The 17,816-nt window shown below is 69.6% G+C and carries 15 protein-coding genes; 4 read left to right on the top strand and 11 right to left on the bottom strand.

Annotation, left to right across the window (positions count from 1 at the left end; translation table 11 throughout):
- Positions 1 to 29 precede the first annotated feature (29 nt).
- Positions 30 to 377, bottom strand: a complete 348-nt coding sequence (locus QF035_RS47345; protein WP_307528375.1) for a hypothetical protein — start codon at positions 375 to 377, stop codon at positions 30 to 32.
- Positions 378 to 805: 428 nt separating this feature from the next.
- Between QF035_RS47345 and QF035_RS47340 the strand changes: the two genes are divergently transcribed.
- Positions 806 to 2,341: a purple acid phosphatase family protein gene (locus QF035_RS47340; protein ID WP_307528374.1), complete on the top strand. Its 1,536-nt coding sequence runs from the start codon at positions 806 to 808 to the stop codon at positions 2,339 to 2,341.
- Positions 2,342 to 2,416: 75 nt separating this feature from the next.
- Here the strand turns inward: QF035_RS47340 and QF035_RS47335 are convergent, their stop codons facing one another.
- The 9 genes from QF035_RS47335 to QF035_RS47295 all read right to left on the bottom strand — a co-directional run bounded on the left by QF035_RS47335 (position 2,417) and on the right by QF035_RS47295 (position 13,475).
- Positions 2,417 to 3,367: an RNA polymerase sigma factor gene (locus QF035_RS47335; protein WP_307531899.1), complete on the bottom strand. Its 951-nt coding sequence runs from the start codon at positions 3,365 to 3,367 to the stop codon at positions 2,417 to 2,419.
- A gap of 139 nt (positions 3,368 to 3,506) precedes the next feature.
- Positions 3,507 to 4,163, bottom strand: a complete 657-nt coding sequence (locus QF035_RS47330; RefSeq protein WP_307528373.1) for a hypothetical protein — start codon at positions 4,161 to 4,163, stop codon at positions 3,507 to 3,509.
- 197 nt (positions 4,164 to 4,360) lie between these two features.
- On the bottom strand, positions 4,361 to 6,904 hold the full coding sequence (locus QF035_RS47325; RefSeq protein WP_307528371.1) for a sensor histidine kinase: 2,544 nt from the start codon (positions 6,902 to 6,904) through the stop codon (positions 4,361 to 4,363).
- 27 nt (positions 6,905 to 6,931) lie between these two features.
- Positions 6,932 to 7,615: a response regulator gene (locus QF035_RS47320; protein WP_307528369.1), complete on the bottom strand. Its 684-nt coding sequence runs from the start codon at positions 7,613 to 7,615 to the stop codon at positions 6,932 to 6,934.
- Positions 7,616 to 7,739: 124 nt separating this feature from the next.
- Positions 7,740 to 8,450, bottom strand: a complete 711-nt coding sequence (locus tag QF035_RS47315; RefSeq protein WP_307528367.1) for a potassium-transporting ATPase subunit C — start codon at positions 8,448 to 8,450, stop codon at positions 7,740 to 7,742.
- A 25-nt stretch (positions 8,451 to 8,475) separates the two neighbouring features.
- Positions 8,476 to 10,608 carry a potassium-transporting ATPase subunit KdpB gene (kdpB, locus tag QF035_RS47310; RefSeq protein ID WP_307528364.1) on the bottom strand — a complete coding sequence of 711 codons (2,133 nt, stop codon included), beginning with the start codon at positions 10,606 to 10,608 and terminating at the stop codon, positions 8,476 to 8,478.
- Complete coding sequence (kdpA, locus tag QF035_RS47305) at positions 10,605 to 12,269, bottom strand: potassium-transporting ATPase subunit KdpA (RefSeq protein WP_307528362.1); 1,665 nt, start codon at positions 12,267 to 12,269, stop codon at positions 10,605 to 10,607. Before kdpA ends, kdpB begins: the two co-directional genes overlap by 4 nt.
- Before the next feature lie 8 nt (positions 12,270 to 12,277).
- Positions 12,278 to 12,367, bottom strand: a complete 90-nt coding sequence (kdpF, locus tag QF035_RS47300; protein ID WP_037659531.1) for a K(+)-transporting ATPase subunit F — start codon at positions 12,365 to 12,367, stop codon at positions 12,278 to 12,280.
- Positions 12,368 to 12,650: 283 nt separating this feature from the next.
- Positions 12,651 to 13,475 carry a histidine kinase gene (locus QF035_RS47295; protein WP_307528360.1) on the bottom strand — a complete coding sequence of 275 codons (825 nt, stop codon included), beginning with the start codon at positions 13,473 to 13,475 and terminating at the stop codon, positions 12,651 to 12,653.
- A gap of 289 nt (positions 13,476 to 13,764) precedes the next feature.
- Here QF035_RS47295 and QF035_RS47290 point away from each other — a divergent pair, with 289 nt between their 5' ends.
- Complete coding sequence (locus QF035_RS47290; protein WP_373466834.1) at positions 13,765 to 14,310, top strand: DUF1707 SHOCT-like domain-containing protein; 546 nt, start codon at positions 13,765 to 13,767, stop codon at positions 14,308 to 14,310.
- A gap of 93 nt (positions 14,311 to 14,403) precedes the next feature.
- Here QF035_RS47290 and QF035_RS47285 read toward each other — a convergent pair whose 3' ends face one another.
- Complete coding sequence (locus QF035_RS47285) at positions 14,404 to 15,135, bottom strand: MerR family transcriptional regulator (RefSeq protein WP_307528358.1); 732 nt, start codon at positions 15,133 to 15,135, stop codon at positions 14,404 to 14,406.
- 54 nt (positions 15,136 to 15,189) lie between these two features.
- Between QF035_RS47285 and QF035_RS47280 the strand changes: the two genes are divergently transcribed.
- Together QF035_RS47280 and QF035_RS47275 are read left to right on the top strand one after the other, a co-directional pair.
- Positions 15,190 to 15,477, top strand: a complete 288-nt coding sequence (locus QF035_RS47280; RefSeq protein WP_307528356.1) for a hypothetical protein — start codon at positions 15,190 to 15,192, stop codon at positions 15,475 to 15,477.
- A gap of 356 nt (positions 15,478 to 15,833) precedes the next feature.
- Positions 15,834 to 17,789 carry an amino acid transporter gene (locus QF035_RS47275; RefSeq protein WP_307528354.1) on the top strand — a complete coding sequence of 652 codons (1,956 nt, stop codon included), beginning with the start codon at positions 15,834 to 15,836 and terminating at the stop codon, positions 17,787 to 17,789.
- Positions 17,790 to 17,816 lie beyond the last annotated feature (27 nt).

The following is a 17,816-nucleotide window of genomic DNA, read 5'->3' as shown; positions in this document are numbered from 1 at the left end:
CGGTGGCGGTGAAACACACCGGGAGTGGGTCAGGAAGCGCTGTCGCGCACGTCCAGGTGGGACCAGAGATCCTCGGCCGGCGGATCACCGGCGGCCTCCTCCGCGGCCACCGCGGCGGCGGCCTCCTCCGCGGCACGCTTCGAGAACGCCACGGCGCGGCGGGCCTTGGCGATGACCTCGGCCTGCTCCGCACCGAACCTCGCGGAATCGAGCCGGGCGTTGAAAGCGGTCAGCACCTCGGGGTTCATCACCTCGAGCGCGGCGCGCAACTCGGCGAGCGTCTGGGGGCCCTCGGCGAATTCAAGCTGGTAGGGATCTTCGAACTGGTACGGATCCGAATCGGCCTGCGGGCTCGGCTCGTGCGGTAGCGCGGACATGTGCGTGACCTCCGGTCTTGATGGATCCCACGGTACGCGGTCGATGTGCCCCGCCGTGCAGGGGTACGAACGATCAGTAGTCCCCGCCTGCCTGTTGACCCTGAGGAGCGAGCTAAGAGCGGAGCGTGACATCGACGAGGGATCCGGCCACGGAAACGCCTCGTCGCGCCGGAGGTGGCGAAGAACACGTCCGGGCGAAATGCGCAGCCCGCCCGCCGGAGCGGCGCTTCGACCCGACCCGACTGACGCGCCATCAGGCTCCCGCCAAATCCCTTGCGACACAACCCTGTTGGGCCCGTCGACGGGAGCGTGAGACCCCGGAGAAAGATCAAGTATGTCCGTGATCGGGCGTCGATGTCGCATTCCGTACCGGGCGCCGCATTCGCCATCCCCACTGGCGTTCACCGAATGCGGGCACATACTCAGTCATGCGCTGCTGCTTCTCCGCTCCCCTCGCGGCCATGTCGGCCCTGCCCTCTCCCTGTGAAGTCCTACGTTCGGGTGCTCTGCTCGCCCCCACCCTGCTGCGGGCAGCCGCCGGAGCCCTCCACGGGTCCACACGCAAGAGCCACGCCCACCACCCCGACGCCTTGACGGCCGTCCACCTGGAACTGGTCACCCTGACCGAGGACCGCGCCATCATCACCTGGTACACCGGGGTGCCCGGCACCAACGACGGACTGGGCCACATGCTCCCCGCCGTCACGGAGGGTGAGGTCGTCTACGGCACCCACCCCTCCCGGCTGGACCGCAGCGCGGCGGAGGACCGGCCCACGGCGCACCACCATGTCGAGCTCACGGACCTGGAGCCGGGGCAGACGTACTACTACCAGGCCCGCTCGCGGGGCACGGCGGCCACACCCACGCCGCTGCACCTCATCCGCGGCAACGCCGTCGGCACCAACCGCTACGGGCTCGGTTCGAGCGGGGGCCCGTACTCCTTCACCACACCGCAGCCCCCGCCGGGGCGGCATCTGCTGTCGATAGCGCTCTGCAACGACTTCCACATCGGGGAGACCACCGCCGGTCTGATGGCCGGCCTGCCCCTGCTGCGTGGGGTCGCGCAGGAACCGGGGCTCGCGCCGTATCCGGAGATCATGACCCGGGCCCTGGTCGAGGAGGCACGGCGGCGCGGGGCGGATCTGCTGCTGGCCGCCGGGGACATCTCGGCAGGCGGGGCGCCGCGGGACCTGGCGGAGGCCAAGCGGATCCTGGACGGCTTCGGCAGCCACGGACAGGACTACTTCGCCGTACGCGGAAACCACGACCGGCCCCGTCACCGCGACGCCGGAGACGCCTTCCGCGCGGAGTTCCTCGGCGGCACGGGGCCCGCGTACTTCGCCCGCGACCTCGGCGGGTTGCGGATCATCGGGCTCGACACGTACGAGAAGGACGGCAACGGCGCCGACGCCGGCGGGCTCGGTGACGAGCAACTCTCCTGGTTCCGGGCCCGGTTGAAGGAGCGCGGCGATCAGCCCACCGTCGTGTTCGGCCACCATCCGCTGACCGTGCGGGACTCCCTCTTCCCCGTGAGCGGTGGGCAGCGCCTCGGCCGCCGCCAGGCCCGCTCCATCCTCGACGCCTACGCCTCCGCGCCCGGTGTCTTCCTCCACCACGCGGGCCACACCCACCGCAACAAGCGCACCCTCCTGCCGCAGGCACCGCACGTCACGCTGCAGGAGGTCAGTGCCGCCAAGGACTATCCCGGCGGCTTCAGCCTGCTCCGGATCCACTCCGGCGGCTATGCCCTCAACCACTACAAGACCAGCAGTGCGCAGGCCCGTGAATGGGGTGAGCGCAGTCGCCGGGTGGCCGGGGGGCTGTGGCCGCACCACGCCCTGGGCCGCTCGGTCGCCGACCGCAACAGCATGACCGCCCATGATCTGTCCGGCGTCAGCCCTCGGGGCCTTCCGGCCACGGCATCGGTAGGCGCCCGTCCCGGCCCGGGCACCGCCGCCTCATGACCGTCCCCTCATCACCGCCGCCTCATGCGGGTTCCGGAAACCCGGCCGGGCCCGTCGAAACCGGCAGGGGAAAGATCAGCCGCAGCTTCTGAACCCTTCTGTTCTCGCGGAACATGAGCCAGGCGAGGGTCGGCGGGCAGATGTGGTCGGCGGCGGGTCGGTGACGTGGTGCGTGACGTCCATTTCCCAGATGGTGATGTCGCGGCCGGCCACCACATGGCGCAGGCTCTGGCGCACCCCGAAGTCCAGGGTCTGGCGCATGACAGGGACAGGATGGGTACGTTCTCCCGGCCGGCTGAGCGGACCCACCAGTTCGCTGTCCGCAGGCCACAACTCGGAGATCTCCTGGGGGAGTTGGCCGCGCTCGGATGCCTCCAGGGTCTCCACGGCCTCGTGTCGGCTGTCCTCGGTGAGTGCGGCGGCGTCGTCGTGCGTCTGGTTGGCGGTCGACAGCAGCACCTGGGCCATCTTCTCCCTGGCCTGGTTGAGCCGGCTGCGTACCGTGCCGACCGGTACCTCGCAGACATCGGCGATCTCCTGGTAGGAGGTGACGCCGCTGAAGTGCCGCAGCATCCGCACCAGCCGGAGCTTCGGCGGCAGTTCGTCCACCGCGTCCCAGATCCAGTCCCGCATCGCGTGCTGCTCGATGAGCTGCTCCGGGTGCGAGGTCTCCTGGTCGCGAAGCCGCAGGTGGTCGAGCCCGTCCAGGCCGGGCGTCTCCCGGGTGTCGCGCAGGCGCGTGCGGGAGGCGTTGCGCACGATCGCGCGCAGCCACGCTCCCACGGCCGCCGGATCCCATACGTCGCCGATGCGCCGCAGCGCGGTGTCGGCGTGCCGGATCACGTGGGTGTTGGCGGGCGTCACGGTGAGGTCGACGGTGGCGTTCCCGCGGATGTACGGATGTCCCTCCAGCTTCCGTGTACGTATCCACCGGTTGCGGTACCACTCGGCGCGTCCGCCCCGCAGCCGGATGCCGTGGAGCATGCCGTGACCGGTGAACCAGTGGCCCGTGTCCCGGCCGGGCAGCGGGTTGGGGCCGTTGCGCAGATAGCGGCCTCCAGGTCGGTCGGCAGAGAGCCCCGCACGGTGAGACCGGCCGCGCCGTGCTCCTCGGGGACCGGGGCGAAGCGGCCCCGCAGATACAGGGGAAGAGCTGTCTGGTCGGTCATCGCGCTCTCCTCGTGCCCTTGGCGCGGTGAGTTCTTCGGCCGCGCGAGGCTGCCGGAGCCCTGCGGAGGGGACCGCCTGTCAGGGAGCGGCCGTGGCCGACGCCTGGGCCAGCAGTCGCGCCTGGGCCCGGGCGGAATGGACCTTCGTGAAGACGGCAGGTCCGACGAGGCCCGCGACGTGGGCGGAGATGCCGGCCCAGGCCGGGGCGTCGAGGGCGCCCGCAGACGGCCAGGCTGACGGCGATGAAGGTGAAACCGGCACCCCAGGCCGTGGTGATGTGGTTGTTGACCCGGATGAACTCCGGCATGTCCCAGTACTCGCGGGGTGTCTGGCGCCGGGCGATGCCGAGTGTGAAGGGGCGGCGGATCGCCGTGGTTCCCCACGCGGTGGCGGCCAGCCAGCCGAAGGAGATGACGTCGGTGTGGTCGGCCAGAACCGAGTCCGGGTCGGTGACGGCGACTGCGCCGACCACCACGAAGTACATGATGGCGCTGATCTCCAGGACCAGGGCGTCGAGGTCGACACCGCGGCGGCGGTCCTGCAGCAGGAGCAGTAGCCCCGTGACGAGTCCTCCCATCGCACCCCAGCGCCAGTCGAAGGACGACACGACGCCGGAGACGATCCAGGGGATGAATCCACGCAGATAACCCATTGAACGTTCCTTGGTGAACAGAAGTGGACGGCCGCGGAGGAGTGGCGTTCCGCGGCCGGTCGATGGCCGGACGCCGACTGGATGCACGGCGGACGCCGAAGTTCGAACTTCGGCGTGTGGCGCTCGTCACAGGTGTTCGGGGGCGCTGGGTGAAGGGGGGTTGCCCCCGGCCGAGGGAGGTAACCCCGGCCGGAGCGCTAGGAGGTCGCGGTCGCCGGGAGGTCGGGGCGGATCGAGTGGGCGCCGGGCGCGGCCGGGAGGGTGAGGACCATGGTGAGGCCGCCCCCGGGGGTGTCCTCGGCGGTGAGGGTGCCGCTCATCGCCTCCGCGAAGCCCCGCGCGACCGCGAGACCGAGGCCCACTCCGGATCCGCGCGGAGCGTCGCCGTACCGCTGGAAGGGTTCGAAGATGCGGTCCTTGGCCATGTCCGGGACGCCCGGGCCGCGGTCCACCACCCGGACCTCCACGCGATCGGCCATGGCACTCGCCGACACCAGGACCCGTTCCTCGGCGGGGCTGTACTTCACCGCGTTCTCGACGAGGTTGGCGACCGACCGCTCCAGCAGGCCGGGGTCGACGGCGACCATCGGCAGCGTCTCGGGGATGTCCAGTTCCACGCTGTCCTCGGGGACTCCGCCGAGCGCCATCGGGACGACCTCGTCGAGGTCGATCTCGCGGATCAGCGGCGTGACGGTGCCGGTCTGGAGCCGGGACATGTCGAGCAGGTTGCCCACGAGGTTGTCCAGCCGGTCCGCGCCCTCCTCGATGCCTTCGAGCAGCTCGGCCTGATCCTCCTCGGACCAGGCCACGTCCTCCGAACGGAGCGAGGAGACCGCGGCCTTGATCCCGGCGAGCGGGGTGCGCAGATCATGGCTGACGGCGGCGAGGAGGGCGGTGCGGATGCGGTTGCCCTCGGCCAGCGCACGTGACTGGTCGGCCTGGGACTGCAGCCGCTGGCGGTCCAGGACCACCGCGGCCTGCGCGGCGAACGCGGCGAGCACCCGCCGGTCCTCCGCCGGCAGCACCCGTCCCGACAGCGCGAGGGCCATGTGGTCACCGACCGGCATGTCGACGTCCGCGTGCTCGGGGCTCTGACAGGGCCGCGGGCCCACGCTGCCCGCGCAGGTCCACGGATCGACGTCGCTGTCCCGTTCCAGCAGGGCGACCGACTCCATCCCGAAGGTCTCCCGGACCCGCTCCAACAGCGCCTCCAGGCTGGTCTCCCCGCGCAGCACACTGCCCGCCAGGACCGAGAGGATCTCCGACTCGGCCCGCAGCCGGGCCGCCTGATGCGTACGCCGGGCCGCGAGGTCCACCACGGAGGCGACCGAGACGGCGACACCCACGAAGATGGCGATGGCGACGATGTTCTTGGGGTCGGCGATCGTCAGGGTGTGCACGGGCGGGGTGAAGAACCAGTTCAGCAGCAGCGAGCCCACCACGGCCGAGGCCAGCGCCGGGAAGAGGCCCCCGAGCAGGGCCGCGGCCACCGTCAGCGTCAGGAACAGCAGCATGTCGTTGGCCAGGCCGACCGAAGGCGTGACGCCGGTGAGCAGCAGTGTCAGGAGGGCGGGGCCGCCCACACCGACCAGCCAGCCCCAGATGACCCGGGACCGGCCGAGCCGCGCGCTCCGGGCGACGGGCAGACCTCGCCCCTTGCCCGCCTCGTCGTGGGTGATCAGGTGGACATCGAGGTCGGGCCCCGACTCCCGGGCCACCGTGGCTCCGACGCCGGGTCCGAAGACGTACTGCCATCCCTTGCGGCGGGACACCCCGAGAACTATCTGCGTGGCGTTCACCCCGCGCGCGAAGTCCAGGAGCGCCGTCGGTATGTCCTCCCCTATGACGTGGTGGAAGGTGCCGCCCAGGTCCTCCACGAGGGTGCGCTGGACGGCGAGTTCCTTCGGGGAGGCGGAGGTCAGGCCGTCGCTGCGGGCGATGTAGACGGCCAGTACCTCGCCGCCGGCACCCTTCTCCGCCAGCCGGGCGGCTCGGCGGATCAGCGTACGGCCCTCCGGTCCGCCGGTCAGGCCGACGACGATCCGCTCGCGGGAGCCCCAGATCTTCGAGACCCGGTGCTCGTTGCGGTACTCGGTCAGGTATTCGTCGACGCGGTCGGCAACCCACAGCAGCGCCAGCTCGCGCAGGGCGGTGAGGTTTCCGGGGCGGAAGTAGTTGGACAGTGCCGCGTCGACCTTGTCCGGCTTGTAGATGTTGCCGTGCGCCATCCGGCGGCGCAGGGCTTGCGGAGACATGTCGACCAGCTCGATCTGGTCGGCCCGCCGTACGACCTCGTCCGGCACGGTCTCCTGCTGCCGTACGCCGGTGATGGACTCGACGACGTCGCCCAGCGACTCCAGGTGCTGGATGTTGACCGTCGTGATCACGTCGATGCCGGCCGCGAGGAGTTCCTCGACATCCTGCCAGCGCTTGGTGTTGCGCGAGCCGGGGATGTTCGTGTGGGGCAGCTCGTCGACGAGGGCCACCCGTGGGTGCCGGGCGAGCACCGCGTCCACGTCCATCTCGGTGAAGACCGTGCCCCGGTACTCCAGTTCCCTGCGGGGTATCTGCTCCAGACCGTGCAGCATCACCTCCGTACGCGGCCGGTTGTGGTGCTCCACGAACGCGACCACGCAGTCGGTGCCCCGCTCGACACGGCGGTGCGCCTCGGAGAGCATCGCGTACGTCTTGCCGACGCCGGGCGCCGCACCGAGGTAGATCCGAAGCTTGCCGCGTGCCATCTTCTCGTCTCTTCGTCTCTACGGGCTTCAGTCTTCGAAGCGGTAGCCCATGCCCGGCTCCGTGATGAGGTAGCGGGGGTGGGAGGGGTCCGTCTCCAACTTGCGGCGCAGTTGCGCCATGTAGACCCGGAGATAGTTGGTCTTGTTGCTCTGGGAGACGCCCCACACCTCCTGGAGCAGGTGCTTCTGTGTGATGAGCCGCCCGGGGCTGGTGACCAGGATCTCCAGCAGATGCCATTCGGTCGGCGTGAGGCGTATGTCGCGTCCGGCCCGGGTGGCCTTCTTCGCCAGCAGGTCGATGGTGAAGTCGTCCGTCGTGACCGTGGCGGTCTCCTGGGCGAGCGGGGCGGTCTCGGTCCGGCGGACGGCGGCCCGCAGGCGGGCCAGCAGTTCGTCCATGCTGAACGGCTTGGTGACGTAGTCGTCGGCGCCCGCGTCGAGCGCCGCCACCTTCTCGTCGGAGGCCCGGCGGGCGGACAGCACCAGGATCGGTACGCGGGTCCAGCCGCGCAGGGCCTTGATGACGTCCACTCCGTCCATGTCCGGCAGGCCCAGGTCGAGGACGACCACGTCGGGCTGGCGCGTGGCCGCGAGACGGAGCGCGGTGGCGCCGTCGGGTGCCGGGTCCACTGCGTACTTGCGGGCCTGCAGGTTGATCACGAGGGCCCGGACGAGCTGAGGGTCGTCCTCCACCACCAGTACCCGGGTCATCGGCGTACGCCTTTCCTGTCGCGCGGAGGGCCGAGGTCGTGCGGAACAAGCTTCATGGCTACGGGAGTTGACGGCACGGGGTGTCGCTCCGGCCGCCAAGTCCCGCATGGTGCGCGTAAGGCCATCAGCTCTTGGCCACGAGTTCCTTGAGCGCGATGTTGAGTTGGAGGACGTTGACCGTGGGCTCTCCGATGAAGCCGAGCGTACGGCCGTCGGTGTGGTCGTCGACCAGCTTCTGGACCTGGGCGACGGACAGCCCGTTCTTCTCCGCGACCCGGTGGACCTGGATGTCGGCGTACGCCGGGGAGATGTCCGGGTCCAGTCCTGAGCCGGAGGAGGTGACCGCGTCGGGCGGCACGCTCTTGACCGTGTAGCCGTTCACGGAGTTGTCCTTGATGACGGCGTCCTTGGCGGCGACGACCCACTGGCAGAGGGTGGCTTCCTCCGCCTTCGCCGGATCCTTCGGGCACGCTCCGTCGACCGCGCCGTTGTCTCCGGAGCGGTTGGTGGCGCCCGACAGGATCAGCTTGTACTGGGTGTTCACGCTGTTGGTGCCCAGGCCGTTCTGCGGACGGCCCTGGAACCACTTCAGGTCCGGCTCCGGCGTCTCCTGGCCCTTCTTCAGGGGCAGGTTGTACGCCTGGCCGATGAGCGAGGAGCCGACGACCTTGCCGTTCGACGTGATCTCCGAGCCGTTCGCCTTGTCGTTGAAGAGGCCCTGGGCGACGCCGGTGATGGCCAGCGGGTAGACGATGCCCGTCACCACCGTCAGGACGAGAAGCGCGCGCAGGCCGGCCCAGAGCAACCGAGCAGTGTTGGATACCGAGTTGTTCATAGTTGATCAGCACGCTTTCAAAAAGTTACAGCCCGGGGATGAGGGAGATGATCAGGTCGATGATCTTGATGCCGATGAAGGGCGCGATCAGCCCGCCCAGGCCGTAGATCCCGAGATTGCGCCGCAGCAGCTTGTCCGCGCTCACCGGCCGGTACTGCACACCCCGCAGGGCGAGCGGCACCAGCGCGATGATGATCAGCGCGTTGAAGACGACCGCGGACAGGATCGCGGAGTCGGGCGAGGACAGCTGCATGATGTTGAGCTTGTCCAGGCCCGGGTAGACCGCCGCGAACAGCGCCGGGATGATCGCGAAGTACTTCGCGACGTCGTTGGCGATGGAGAACGTCGTCAACGCGCCCCGGGTGATGAGGAGTTGCTTGCCGATCTCGACGATCTCGATGAGCTTGGTCGGGTTGGAGTCGAGGTCGACCATGTTGCCGGCCTCCTTGGCGGCCGACGTACCCGTGTTCATCGCCACGCCGACGTCCGCCTGGGCCAGCGCGGGGGCGTCGTTCGTGCCGTCGCCGGTCATCGCGACGAGCTTGCCGCCCGCCTGCTCCCGCTTGATGAGGGCCATCTTGTCCTCGGGAGTGGCCTCGGCAAGGAAGTCGTCGACGCCGGCCTCGTCCGCGATCGCCTTGGCGGTCAGCGGGTTGTCGCCCGTGATCATGACGGTCTTGATGCCCATGCGGCGCAGTTCGTCGAACCGTTCGCGCATGCCGTCCTTGACCACGTCCTTGAGGTGGATGACGCCCAGCACCCGGGCGCCATCGGTGTCTTCGACCGCCACGAGCAGCGGAGTGCCGCCCGCCTCTGAGATCCGGTTGGCCAGGGTGTCGGCGTCCTCGGACACCTCGCCGCCCCGCTCCCGGACCCAGGCCATGACCGAACCGGCCGCGCCCTTGCGGATCCTGCGCCCGTCGACGTCCACGCCCGACATGCGGGTCTGGGCGGTGAAGGCGATCCACTCGGCGCCGGACAGCTCGCCCTGGCTCCGCTCGCGCAGCCCGTACTTCTCCTTCGCCAGGACGACGACGGAGCGGCCCTCGGGCGTCTCGTCGGCCAGCGAGGAGAGCTGGGCGGCGTCGGCCAGAACGGCGTCGGTGGTGCCGCTCACCGGCACGAACTCGGCGGCCTGGCGGTTGCCGAGCGTGATGGTGCCGGTCTTGTCGAGGAGGAGGGTCGACACGTCGCCCGCGGCCTCAACTGCCCTGCCGGACATGGCGAGTACGTTCCGCTGCACCAGCCGGTCCATACCCGCGATGCCGATCGCGGAGAGCAGCGCGCCGATCGTGGTCGGGATCAGACAGACAAGCAGGGCCACCAGCACGACCATCGTGAGGTGCGTGCCCGCGTAGTCCGCGAACGGCGGCAGCGTGGCGACGGCCAGCAGGAAGACGATCGTCAGCGAGGCGAGCAGGATGTTCAGCGCGACCTCGTTGGGCGTCTTCTGCCGGGCGGCGCCCTCGACCAGGGCGATCATGCGGTCGATGAAGGTCTCGCCCGGCTTCGTCGTGATCTTGATGACGATGCGGTCGGACAGCACCTTCGTACCGCCGGTGACCGCGGACCGGTCGCCGCCGGACTCGCGGATGACCGGGGCCGACTCACCGGTGATGGCCGACTCGTCCACGGACGCGACGCCCTCGACGACGTCACCGTCGCCGGGGATGATGTCGCCCGCCTCGCAGACGACCAGGTCGCCGACGCGCAGTTCGGTGCCGGGCACCTGCTCCTCGGAGCCGCCGTCCTTGGACAGCCGTCGCGCGACGGTGTCGGTCTTGGCCCTGCGCAGGGTGTCCGCCTGCGCCTTGCCGCGGCCCTCTGCCACCGCCTCCGCCAGGTTGGCGAAGATCACGGTGAGCCAGAGCCAGGCGCTGATGGCCCAGCCGAACCAGTCGCCCGGGTCCTTGAAGGAGAACACGGTCGTCAGGACCGAGCCCACCAGCACCACGAACATCACGGGGGACCTGACCATCACCCGCGGGTCGAGCTTGCGACAGGCGTCCGGCAGCGACTTCAGCAACTGCTTCGGGTCGAACAGACCCGCGCCGACGCGTCCTTCGTCCTTGTGACCGGTCGGCACATCGCTGTGCGGCGCCCGAGTGGGAGTAGTCGTGGACACGGTGTCCTCTTGCTTCTCTGTGCGGGTGGTCATGACGCCAGCCCCTCGGCCAGCGGTCCCAGCGCGAGCGCCGGGAAGTAGGTCAGACCGGTGATGATGAGAATCGCGCCCACCAACAGCCCGGTGAACAGCGGCTTTTCGGTGCGCAGCGTGCCCGCGGTCGCGGGCACCGGCTTCTGCTCGGCGAGCGAGCCGGCCAGCGCGAGCACGAACACCATCGGCAGGAAGCGGCCGAGCAGCATCGCCAGCCCCAGTGTGCTGTTGAACCACTGCGTGTCCGCGTTCAGACCCGCGAACGCCGAACCGTTGTTGTTCGAGGCCGAGGTGTAGGCGTACAGGATCTCGGAGAAGCCGTGCGCCCCGCTGTTCGTCATCGAGTTGCCCGGGGTCGGCAGGGCCATCGCCGCGGCGGTGAAGACGAGCACCAGCGCCGGGGTGATGAGGATGTAGCAGGCGGCGAACTTGATCTCGCGGGTGCCGATCTTCTTGCCCAGGTACTCGGGCGTACGGCCCACCATCAGACCGGCGATGAACACCGCGATGATCGCCATGATCAGCATGCCGTAGAGGCCGGAGCCGGTACCACCGGGCGCGATCTCGCCGAGCTGCATGCCGAGCATGGTGATGCCGCCGCCGAGTCCGGTGAACGAGGAGTGGAACGAGTCCACCGCGCCGGTCGAGGTCAGCGTCGTGGCCACCGCGAAGATCGACGAGGCACCGACTCCGAAGCGGGTCTCCTTGCCCTCCATCGCACCGCCCGCGATGTCGAACGCCGGGCCGTGGTGGGCGAATTCGGTCCACATCATCAGGGCCGTGAAGCCGATCCAGATGGTGACCATCGTGGCGAGGATCGCGTAGCCCTGCTTGAGCGAGCCGACCATCCGGCCGAAGGTCCGCGTGAGCGCGAACGGGATCAGCAGGATCAGGAAGATCTCGAAGAGGTTGGAGAACGCGTTGGGGTTCTCGAAGGGGTGGGCGGAGTTGGCGTTGAAGTAGCCGCCGCCGTTGGTGCCCAGCTCCTTGATGGCCTCCTGGGAGGCGACCGCGCCGCCGTTCCACTGCTGCGATCCGCCCGTGAACTGGCCGACCTCGTGGATGCCGGAGAAATTCTGGATCGCGCCGCACGCGACGAGCACGATCGCGGCGATCACCGAGATCGGCAGCAGGATGCGGATGGTGCCGCGCACCAGGTCGGACCAGAAGTTGCCGAGCTCACCGGTGCGCGAGCGGGCGAAGCCGCGGACGAGCGCGACGGCCACCGCGATACCGACCGAGGCGGACAGGAAGTTCTGCACCGCGAGGCCGCCGGTCTGTACGACGTGGCCCATGGCCTGCTCGCCGTAGTACGACTGCCAGTTGGTGTTGGAGACGAACGACGCGGCGGTGTTGAACGCCTGGTCCGGGTCGATCGAGGAGAAGCCGAGCGAGCCGGGCAGGCTGCCCTGGAAGCGCTGCAGCAGGTACAGGAACAGCACACTCACCGCGGAGAAGGCGAGGACACCGCGCAGGTACGCGGGCCACCGCATCTCCGTGTTGGGGTTGGCGCCGATGCCCTTGTAGATCCACTTCTCGACGCGCAGGTGCTTGTCCGAGGAGTAGACCTTGGCCATGTAGTCGCCGAGGGGGCGATGGGCGAGCGCCAGTGCCGCTATCAGAGCGAGCATCTGGAGCACAGCAGCGAGGACGGGACTCATAGTGCTTCTCAGAACCTCTCCGGGAAGATCAGGGCGAGGACGAGATAGCCCAGCAGGGCGACGGCCACGATCAGGCCGACGATGTTCTCGGCGGTCACAGCTTCGTCACCCCCTTGGCGACCAGAGCCACCAGCGCGAACACCGCGATCGTGGTGACGACGAAGGCCACGTCGGCCATCGCAAGCTCCTAGATGAGGTTCGAATCGAACGGACGATTAGAGGAAAGCGCCTCTCCGGCCGGATTCGAGCGCCGTTGACGGCTCCCATACGCAGGTTCGTACGGCTTTGACGGAACCCATACGGCGGGCTGATCCAACTGCGTGAACCAATCCCCCCGGGCGCCTGAACACCCCGTCCGTCCCCGGCGCGGGACATGCGGGATCAGATGAGGAACCGCAGCCGGCAGATCACCGCGTCCGTGTCCTTCCGGACGGCGTGGGCGACCACGGCACCGCGCTGGTTCTGCAGCAGCCGCTGCCACAGCCGGTCCGGCTCGGCCTCGGGGATCAGCACGGTGACGCGGGTGCCGGGCACGGCGGCGGCCGCCTCGCCCACGTACGCGGCGATCGGACGGCCCAGGGCGCGACGCTCGGAAGTGAGCCGGATCAGCGGCACCCCGGGGTCCCAGCGCGCCCAGTCGCGCTCCAGGGCGTACAGCTGGGCGCGATCCTCGGGGTCGGGGTTGCAGACGGTCACCGCGCGCACCTCGTCGCCGAGCGAGGCGGCGGCGTTCAGGGCCAGATGCTGGACGTTGAGGGCCGTGACGACATCGATCCCGGCCGCGAGCAGTTCCTCGATGTCCTGCCGCCGCTTGGGGTTGCGGCCTCCCCCGGGAACGTTGCTGTGGGCGAACTCGTCGACGATCGCGACCTGCGGGCGCCGCGCGAGGACGGCGGCGAGGTCCATCTCCTCGAACTCCCCACCGCGGTAGGCCCACTGGGCCCGCTCGACGACCTCCAGACCGTCGAGCATCCCTTCCGTGCGGGGCCGCCCGTGGCACTCGACGAACCCCACCACGACATCGACACCACGCGCCGCCCTGCGCCGCGCCTCGTCGAGCATGCGGTAGGTCTTCCCCACTCCCGGGGCGGCTCCGAGGTAGACCTTGAGGCGTCCGGGGCGTCCAGGACGTACGTCACCCGCACCGGCCCCAGCCCCGCTCCCGCCGGTCCGTACGTCACTCGTCCTGTCCCGTACGTCACTCATCGCAGCCGACGTGCTCCGCTCACTGGCGATCAACTCCCCGAGGGGAACGGTTACTTCCCCCACCGAAGCGCTTGTCCAGGGCTCTCGGAGCACTCCTTGACGCATCCTTGTCGCCGGTCACAAGGACGTTGACACCGCCTTGACGGGGCCCGGGCCGAGCAGGTGACGAGGGTGTGCCGCGTCGGGCGGGCAGGGCCATGCCGACGAGCGGTCGGCCTCCCCGTCGGATGCCTTGCCCGCCATGGATGTCGGCGCCTTCGCATCGCCCGTACGGCACGAGAGTGAAACGGTGACCTCTCCGCCGGAAGACGCGCCGATACCGATCAGCGAGGACGACCGCGACACGGCCGTGCAGCGCCTCCAGGACGCCTACGCCGCAGGACACATCTCGCACGAGGACATGGACGGACGCCTCGACCTGGCGCTCACCGCCAGGACGCACAGCGAGCTCGTTCCGGCGCTGGCCTCGCTCCCGGCGGAGAGTACGACCACCACGTCCACGATCGCCGCCGCCGGGGGACGGATCCATCGGCGCGGCCCGTGGCGGGTACCTCGGTTCCTCAAGGTCGAGTCCGCGGTCGGCAGGGTGCGCCTGGACCTGTCCCGGGCGGTCATCGAGCATCCGGTGGTCGACATCGAGCTGCAACTGGGCACCGGCAGGGCCAAGATCAAGGTGCCTCGCGACGCGATCGTCGAAATCGAGGGTCTGCGCACCGGGTGGAAGGACTCGCGCTACAAGCCCCGGCGACGCTCCCCCGGCACCGGCGGCCCGACGATCCGGATCTCAGGGGCCATGGGGTTCGGACGGTTGACGATCCGCCACGCCCGGCGTTGAGGCGCCGTCCGGCACGGTGACGATCCCGTTCGCGGCGGCGCATGCCGACCGACTTCCGCACACAGCCGGGACCGTGCGCTGGTGCACCCCGAGTCACACGTCCAGTTGCGCGCGGATGAGCGTGTCGAGTCGCTGCCACGCCGGGGACGAGGCGTTGACCGTGCCCTGGATGAGGGCGGGGATCTCGGAGGCCGCGTCCAGCCCGGGCAGTTCGTCCGGTCCGTAGCGTTCGCGGGTCGCTTCGGCGGCACGGCGGGCGAGGTCGTCGATGCGGGGATCGTCGGCGTCGAGGCCGTACGCGTGGTCGTAGTCGAGGAAGAGCTGCCGCAGCGCCGAGTCGGCGAGGATCTCGGCCTGGTCGTGGAACAGGGCGATCGCGCGGTCCGGGTGGGTGGCGAACACGAGGATCCACAGGTCGCGTTGCAGGTCCACCCAACGAGGCGTGAATCCCCACCGGGCCAGGTCCTCCAGATGGGCGCCGACCTCGGCGGGCAGCGATGCGACATCCCCGGCGGCGAGCCTGCGCAGGCGCCCCTGCGTTGCCCGCAGGCCACGGATGCGGTCGGTGAGCCCGTCGTCGATCTCGCGCAGCGCCTGCTGGAACTCCTCGTCGCCCGCCGATCTCAGGTCCCGGATACGAGCCAGGGGGACGCCGGCTTCGGCGAGCGTGCGAATCTTGATCAGGTCGATGACGTCGTTCGCGCCGTACCGCCGGTAGCCGGACGCGTCGCGGTCGGGCTCGGGGAGCAGGCCCTTGTCGTGGTAGACGCGGATGGTCTTGACCGACACCCCGACGTACCCGGCCAGCTGCCCGATGGTGATCACCCGGCCATCGTGCCACTTGACCCTGCCCCTGGGGCGGGGTTGCAGCATGGCCCCATGACGAACATGAATGTCGACCCGGAGACCCTGCGCGAGCTGGCCGATGCGGGCAACGAGACCGCACTGGACCGCCTTGCCGACCTCGCCGACTCGGCCGGTGACCTCGGGGAACTGAGCGAGCTGCTGGACGAGGGATCCATGCGCGCGGGCTTCCTGCTCACACGACGCGCAAAGGCGACGGGCGACCTGCGCGAGCTGCAGCGGATCGCCGACGCCGGGTACGACGAGGCCGGGCACGAGCTGGACCGACTGCTGAAAGCACCGACCGAGGGGCAGTGGGATTGATGCCCCGGCCGCTGCGGCGGCTGGCGCTCCGGGCCGCGTCGATCGGCACGAGGCTCCTTGCCGGTCCGCGTCACGTTCGTGCGGAGAACCCGTCTGACGGCGTACTAGGTGACGCTGGGCGTCCGTGCCCGACGGGCACGCCAGAGCTCCCCTCGAACGGCCCAGGCCACTCCCCCGAGGCCAAAACGTCGTCGTCCTGATGTCCCACCGACGCTCGAACGGTCTGTCTTAACGGAAGCTTGACGCCTGTGGCGGCCTCATCCGTGGGCCTGTGCGTCACGCTCTGCATACGCTGGTGCCGCCGTCCGCGTGATGGCCGGAAACCGCACGTCGAGCCGGACATCTGGAGCACGCCGATGGCCACCACCGAACACCCTCCGCCCAGTCGCCTGCGCGCCTGGATGCTGGAGGGGCTGTCCGACATGGGCAAGGGCCGGCAGGCGGCACCGCGGCCCGCCGAGCCGGAGCCCGTGCACAAGGGCCAGCGCTGGTGGCGGGTGATGTGCCTGACCGGCGTCGACTACTTCTCCACGCTCGGCTACCAGCCTGGCATCGCGGCTCTCGCCGCCGGGCTGCTGTCACCGGTGGCCACCATCGTGCTGGTCGTCGTCACACTGGCGGGCGCGCTGCCGGTGTACCGGCGGGTGGCCGAAGAGAGCCCCCACGGCGAGGGCTCGATCGCCATGCTGGAGCGGCTGCTGACCTTCTGGAAGGGCAAGCTGTTCGTCCTGACCCTGCTCGGTTTCGCCGCGACCGACTTCCTGATCACCATCACCCTGTCGGCCGCCGACGCCTCCACCCACCTGGTGGAGAACCCGCATCTGGCCGACGCACTGCACGACAGACAAGTGCTGATCACGCTGGTGCTCATCGCTCTTCTCGGCGCGGTGTTCCTCAAGGGCTTCCTGGAGGCGATCGGTGTCGCTGTGGCGCTGGTGGGCCTGTATCTGGCGCTCAACGTCGTGGTCGTGGTGACCGGGCTCTGGCACGTGGTCACCGAGGGGCATGTGATCAGCGACTGGTCCACCGCTCTGACCGCCGAGCACGGAAACGTTTTTGCCATGGTGGGGGTGGCCCTGCTGGTCTTCCCGAAGCTGGCGCTCGGCCTGTCCGGCTTCGAGACCGGCGTGGCGGTCATGCCGCACGTCGAGGGCGACCCCGACGACACCGAGGAAAACCCCAAGGGCCGTATCCGCGGCACGAAGAAGCTGCTGACCACGGCCGCGCTCATCATGAGCGTGTTCCTGATCGCGACCAGCTTCATCACCACGCTGCTCATCCCGGAGAAGGAGTTCGAGTCGGGCGGCGAGGCCAACGGCCGCGCGCTCGCGTATCTGGCGCACAAGTACCTGGGCAACGCCTTCGGCACGGTCTACGACGCGTCCACCATCGCCATCCTGTGGTTCGCCGGCGCCTCCGCCATGGCCGGGCTGCTCAACCTGATGCCCCGCTATCTGCCCCGCTACGGGATGGCCCCGCACTGGGCGCGCGCCGTCCGCCCGATGGTGATCGTCTTCACCCTGGTCGGGTTCCTGGTCACCTGGATCTTCGACGCTGACGTCGACGCACAGGGCGGCGCGTACGCGACCGGCGTCCTCGTCCTCATCAGCTCGGCCGCGATCGCGGTGACCATCGCCGCGCGCAAGGCCGGCCAGCGCAACTGGACCATCGCCTTCGCCGTGATCTCGGCGGTCTTCCTCTACGTCACCGTCGCGAACGTCATCGAGCGCCCGGACGGCGTGAAGATCGGCGCCTGCTTCATCGCCGGCATCATCCTCGTCTCCCTCCTCTCGCGCCTCGCCCGTGCCTTCGAACTCCGCGTCACCAGCGTGACCATGGACGGGATGGCCCAGCGGTTCGTACGGGACATCGCCAGCCGCCGGATCCGGTTCATCGCCAACGAACCCGACAACCGCGACATCACCGAGTACCGCGAGAAGATCGAGCAGATCCGCGCGGACAATGACGTGCCCGCCCAGGAGGACTTCGTCTTCGTCGAGGTCACGGTCCTGGACCCGTCGGAATTCGAGGCGGGCCTGACCGTACGCGGCGAGGTCCTGCACGGCCGCTACCGCGTCCTCACCCTGGAGTCGTCCTCCGTCCCCAACGCCCTGGCCGCCCTCGTCCTGCACGTCCGCGACACCACCGGCTGCATCCCGCACATCTACTTCGAGTGGACCGAGGGCAACCCCTTCACCAACTTCCTCCGCTTCTTCCTCTTCGGCCAGGGCGAGGTCGCCCCGGTCACCCGGGAGGTCCTCCGCGAGGCGGAACCGGACCGGGCACGACGGCCGCGGGTGCACGTCGGCTGAATCGGACCGACGTTCGACGTAGAACCG

It is taken from the genome of Streptomyces umbrinus, assembly GCF_030817415.1.
GTDB lineage: Bacteria > Actinomycetota > Actinomycetes > Streptomycetales > Streptomycetaceae > Streptomyces > Streptomyces umbrinus_A.
This window is presented reverse-complemented; position numbering and strand designations above follow the sequence as displayed.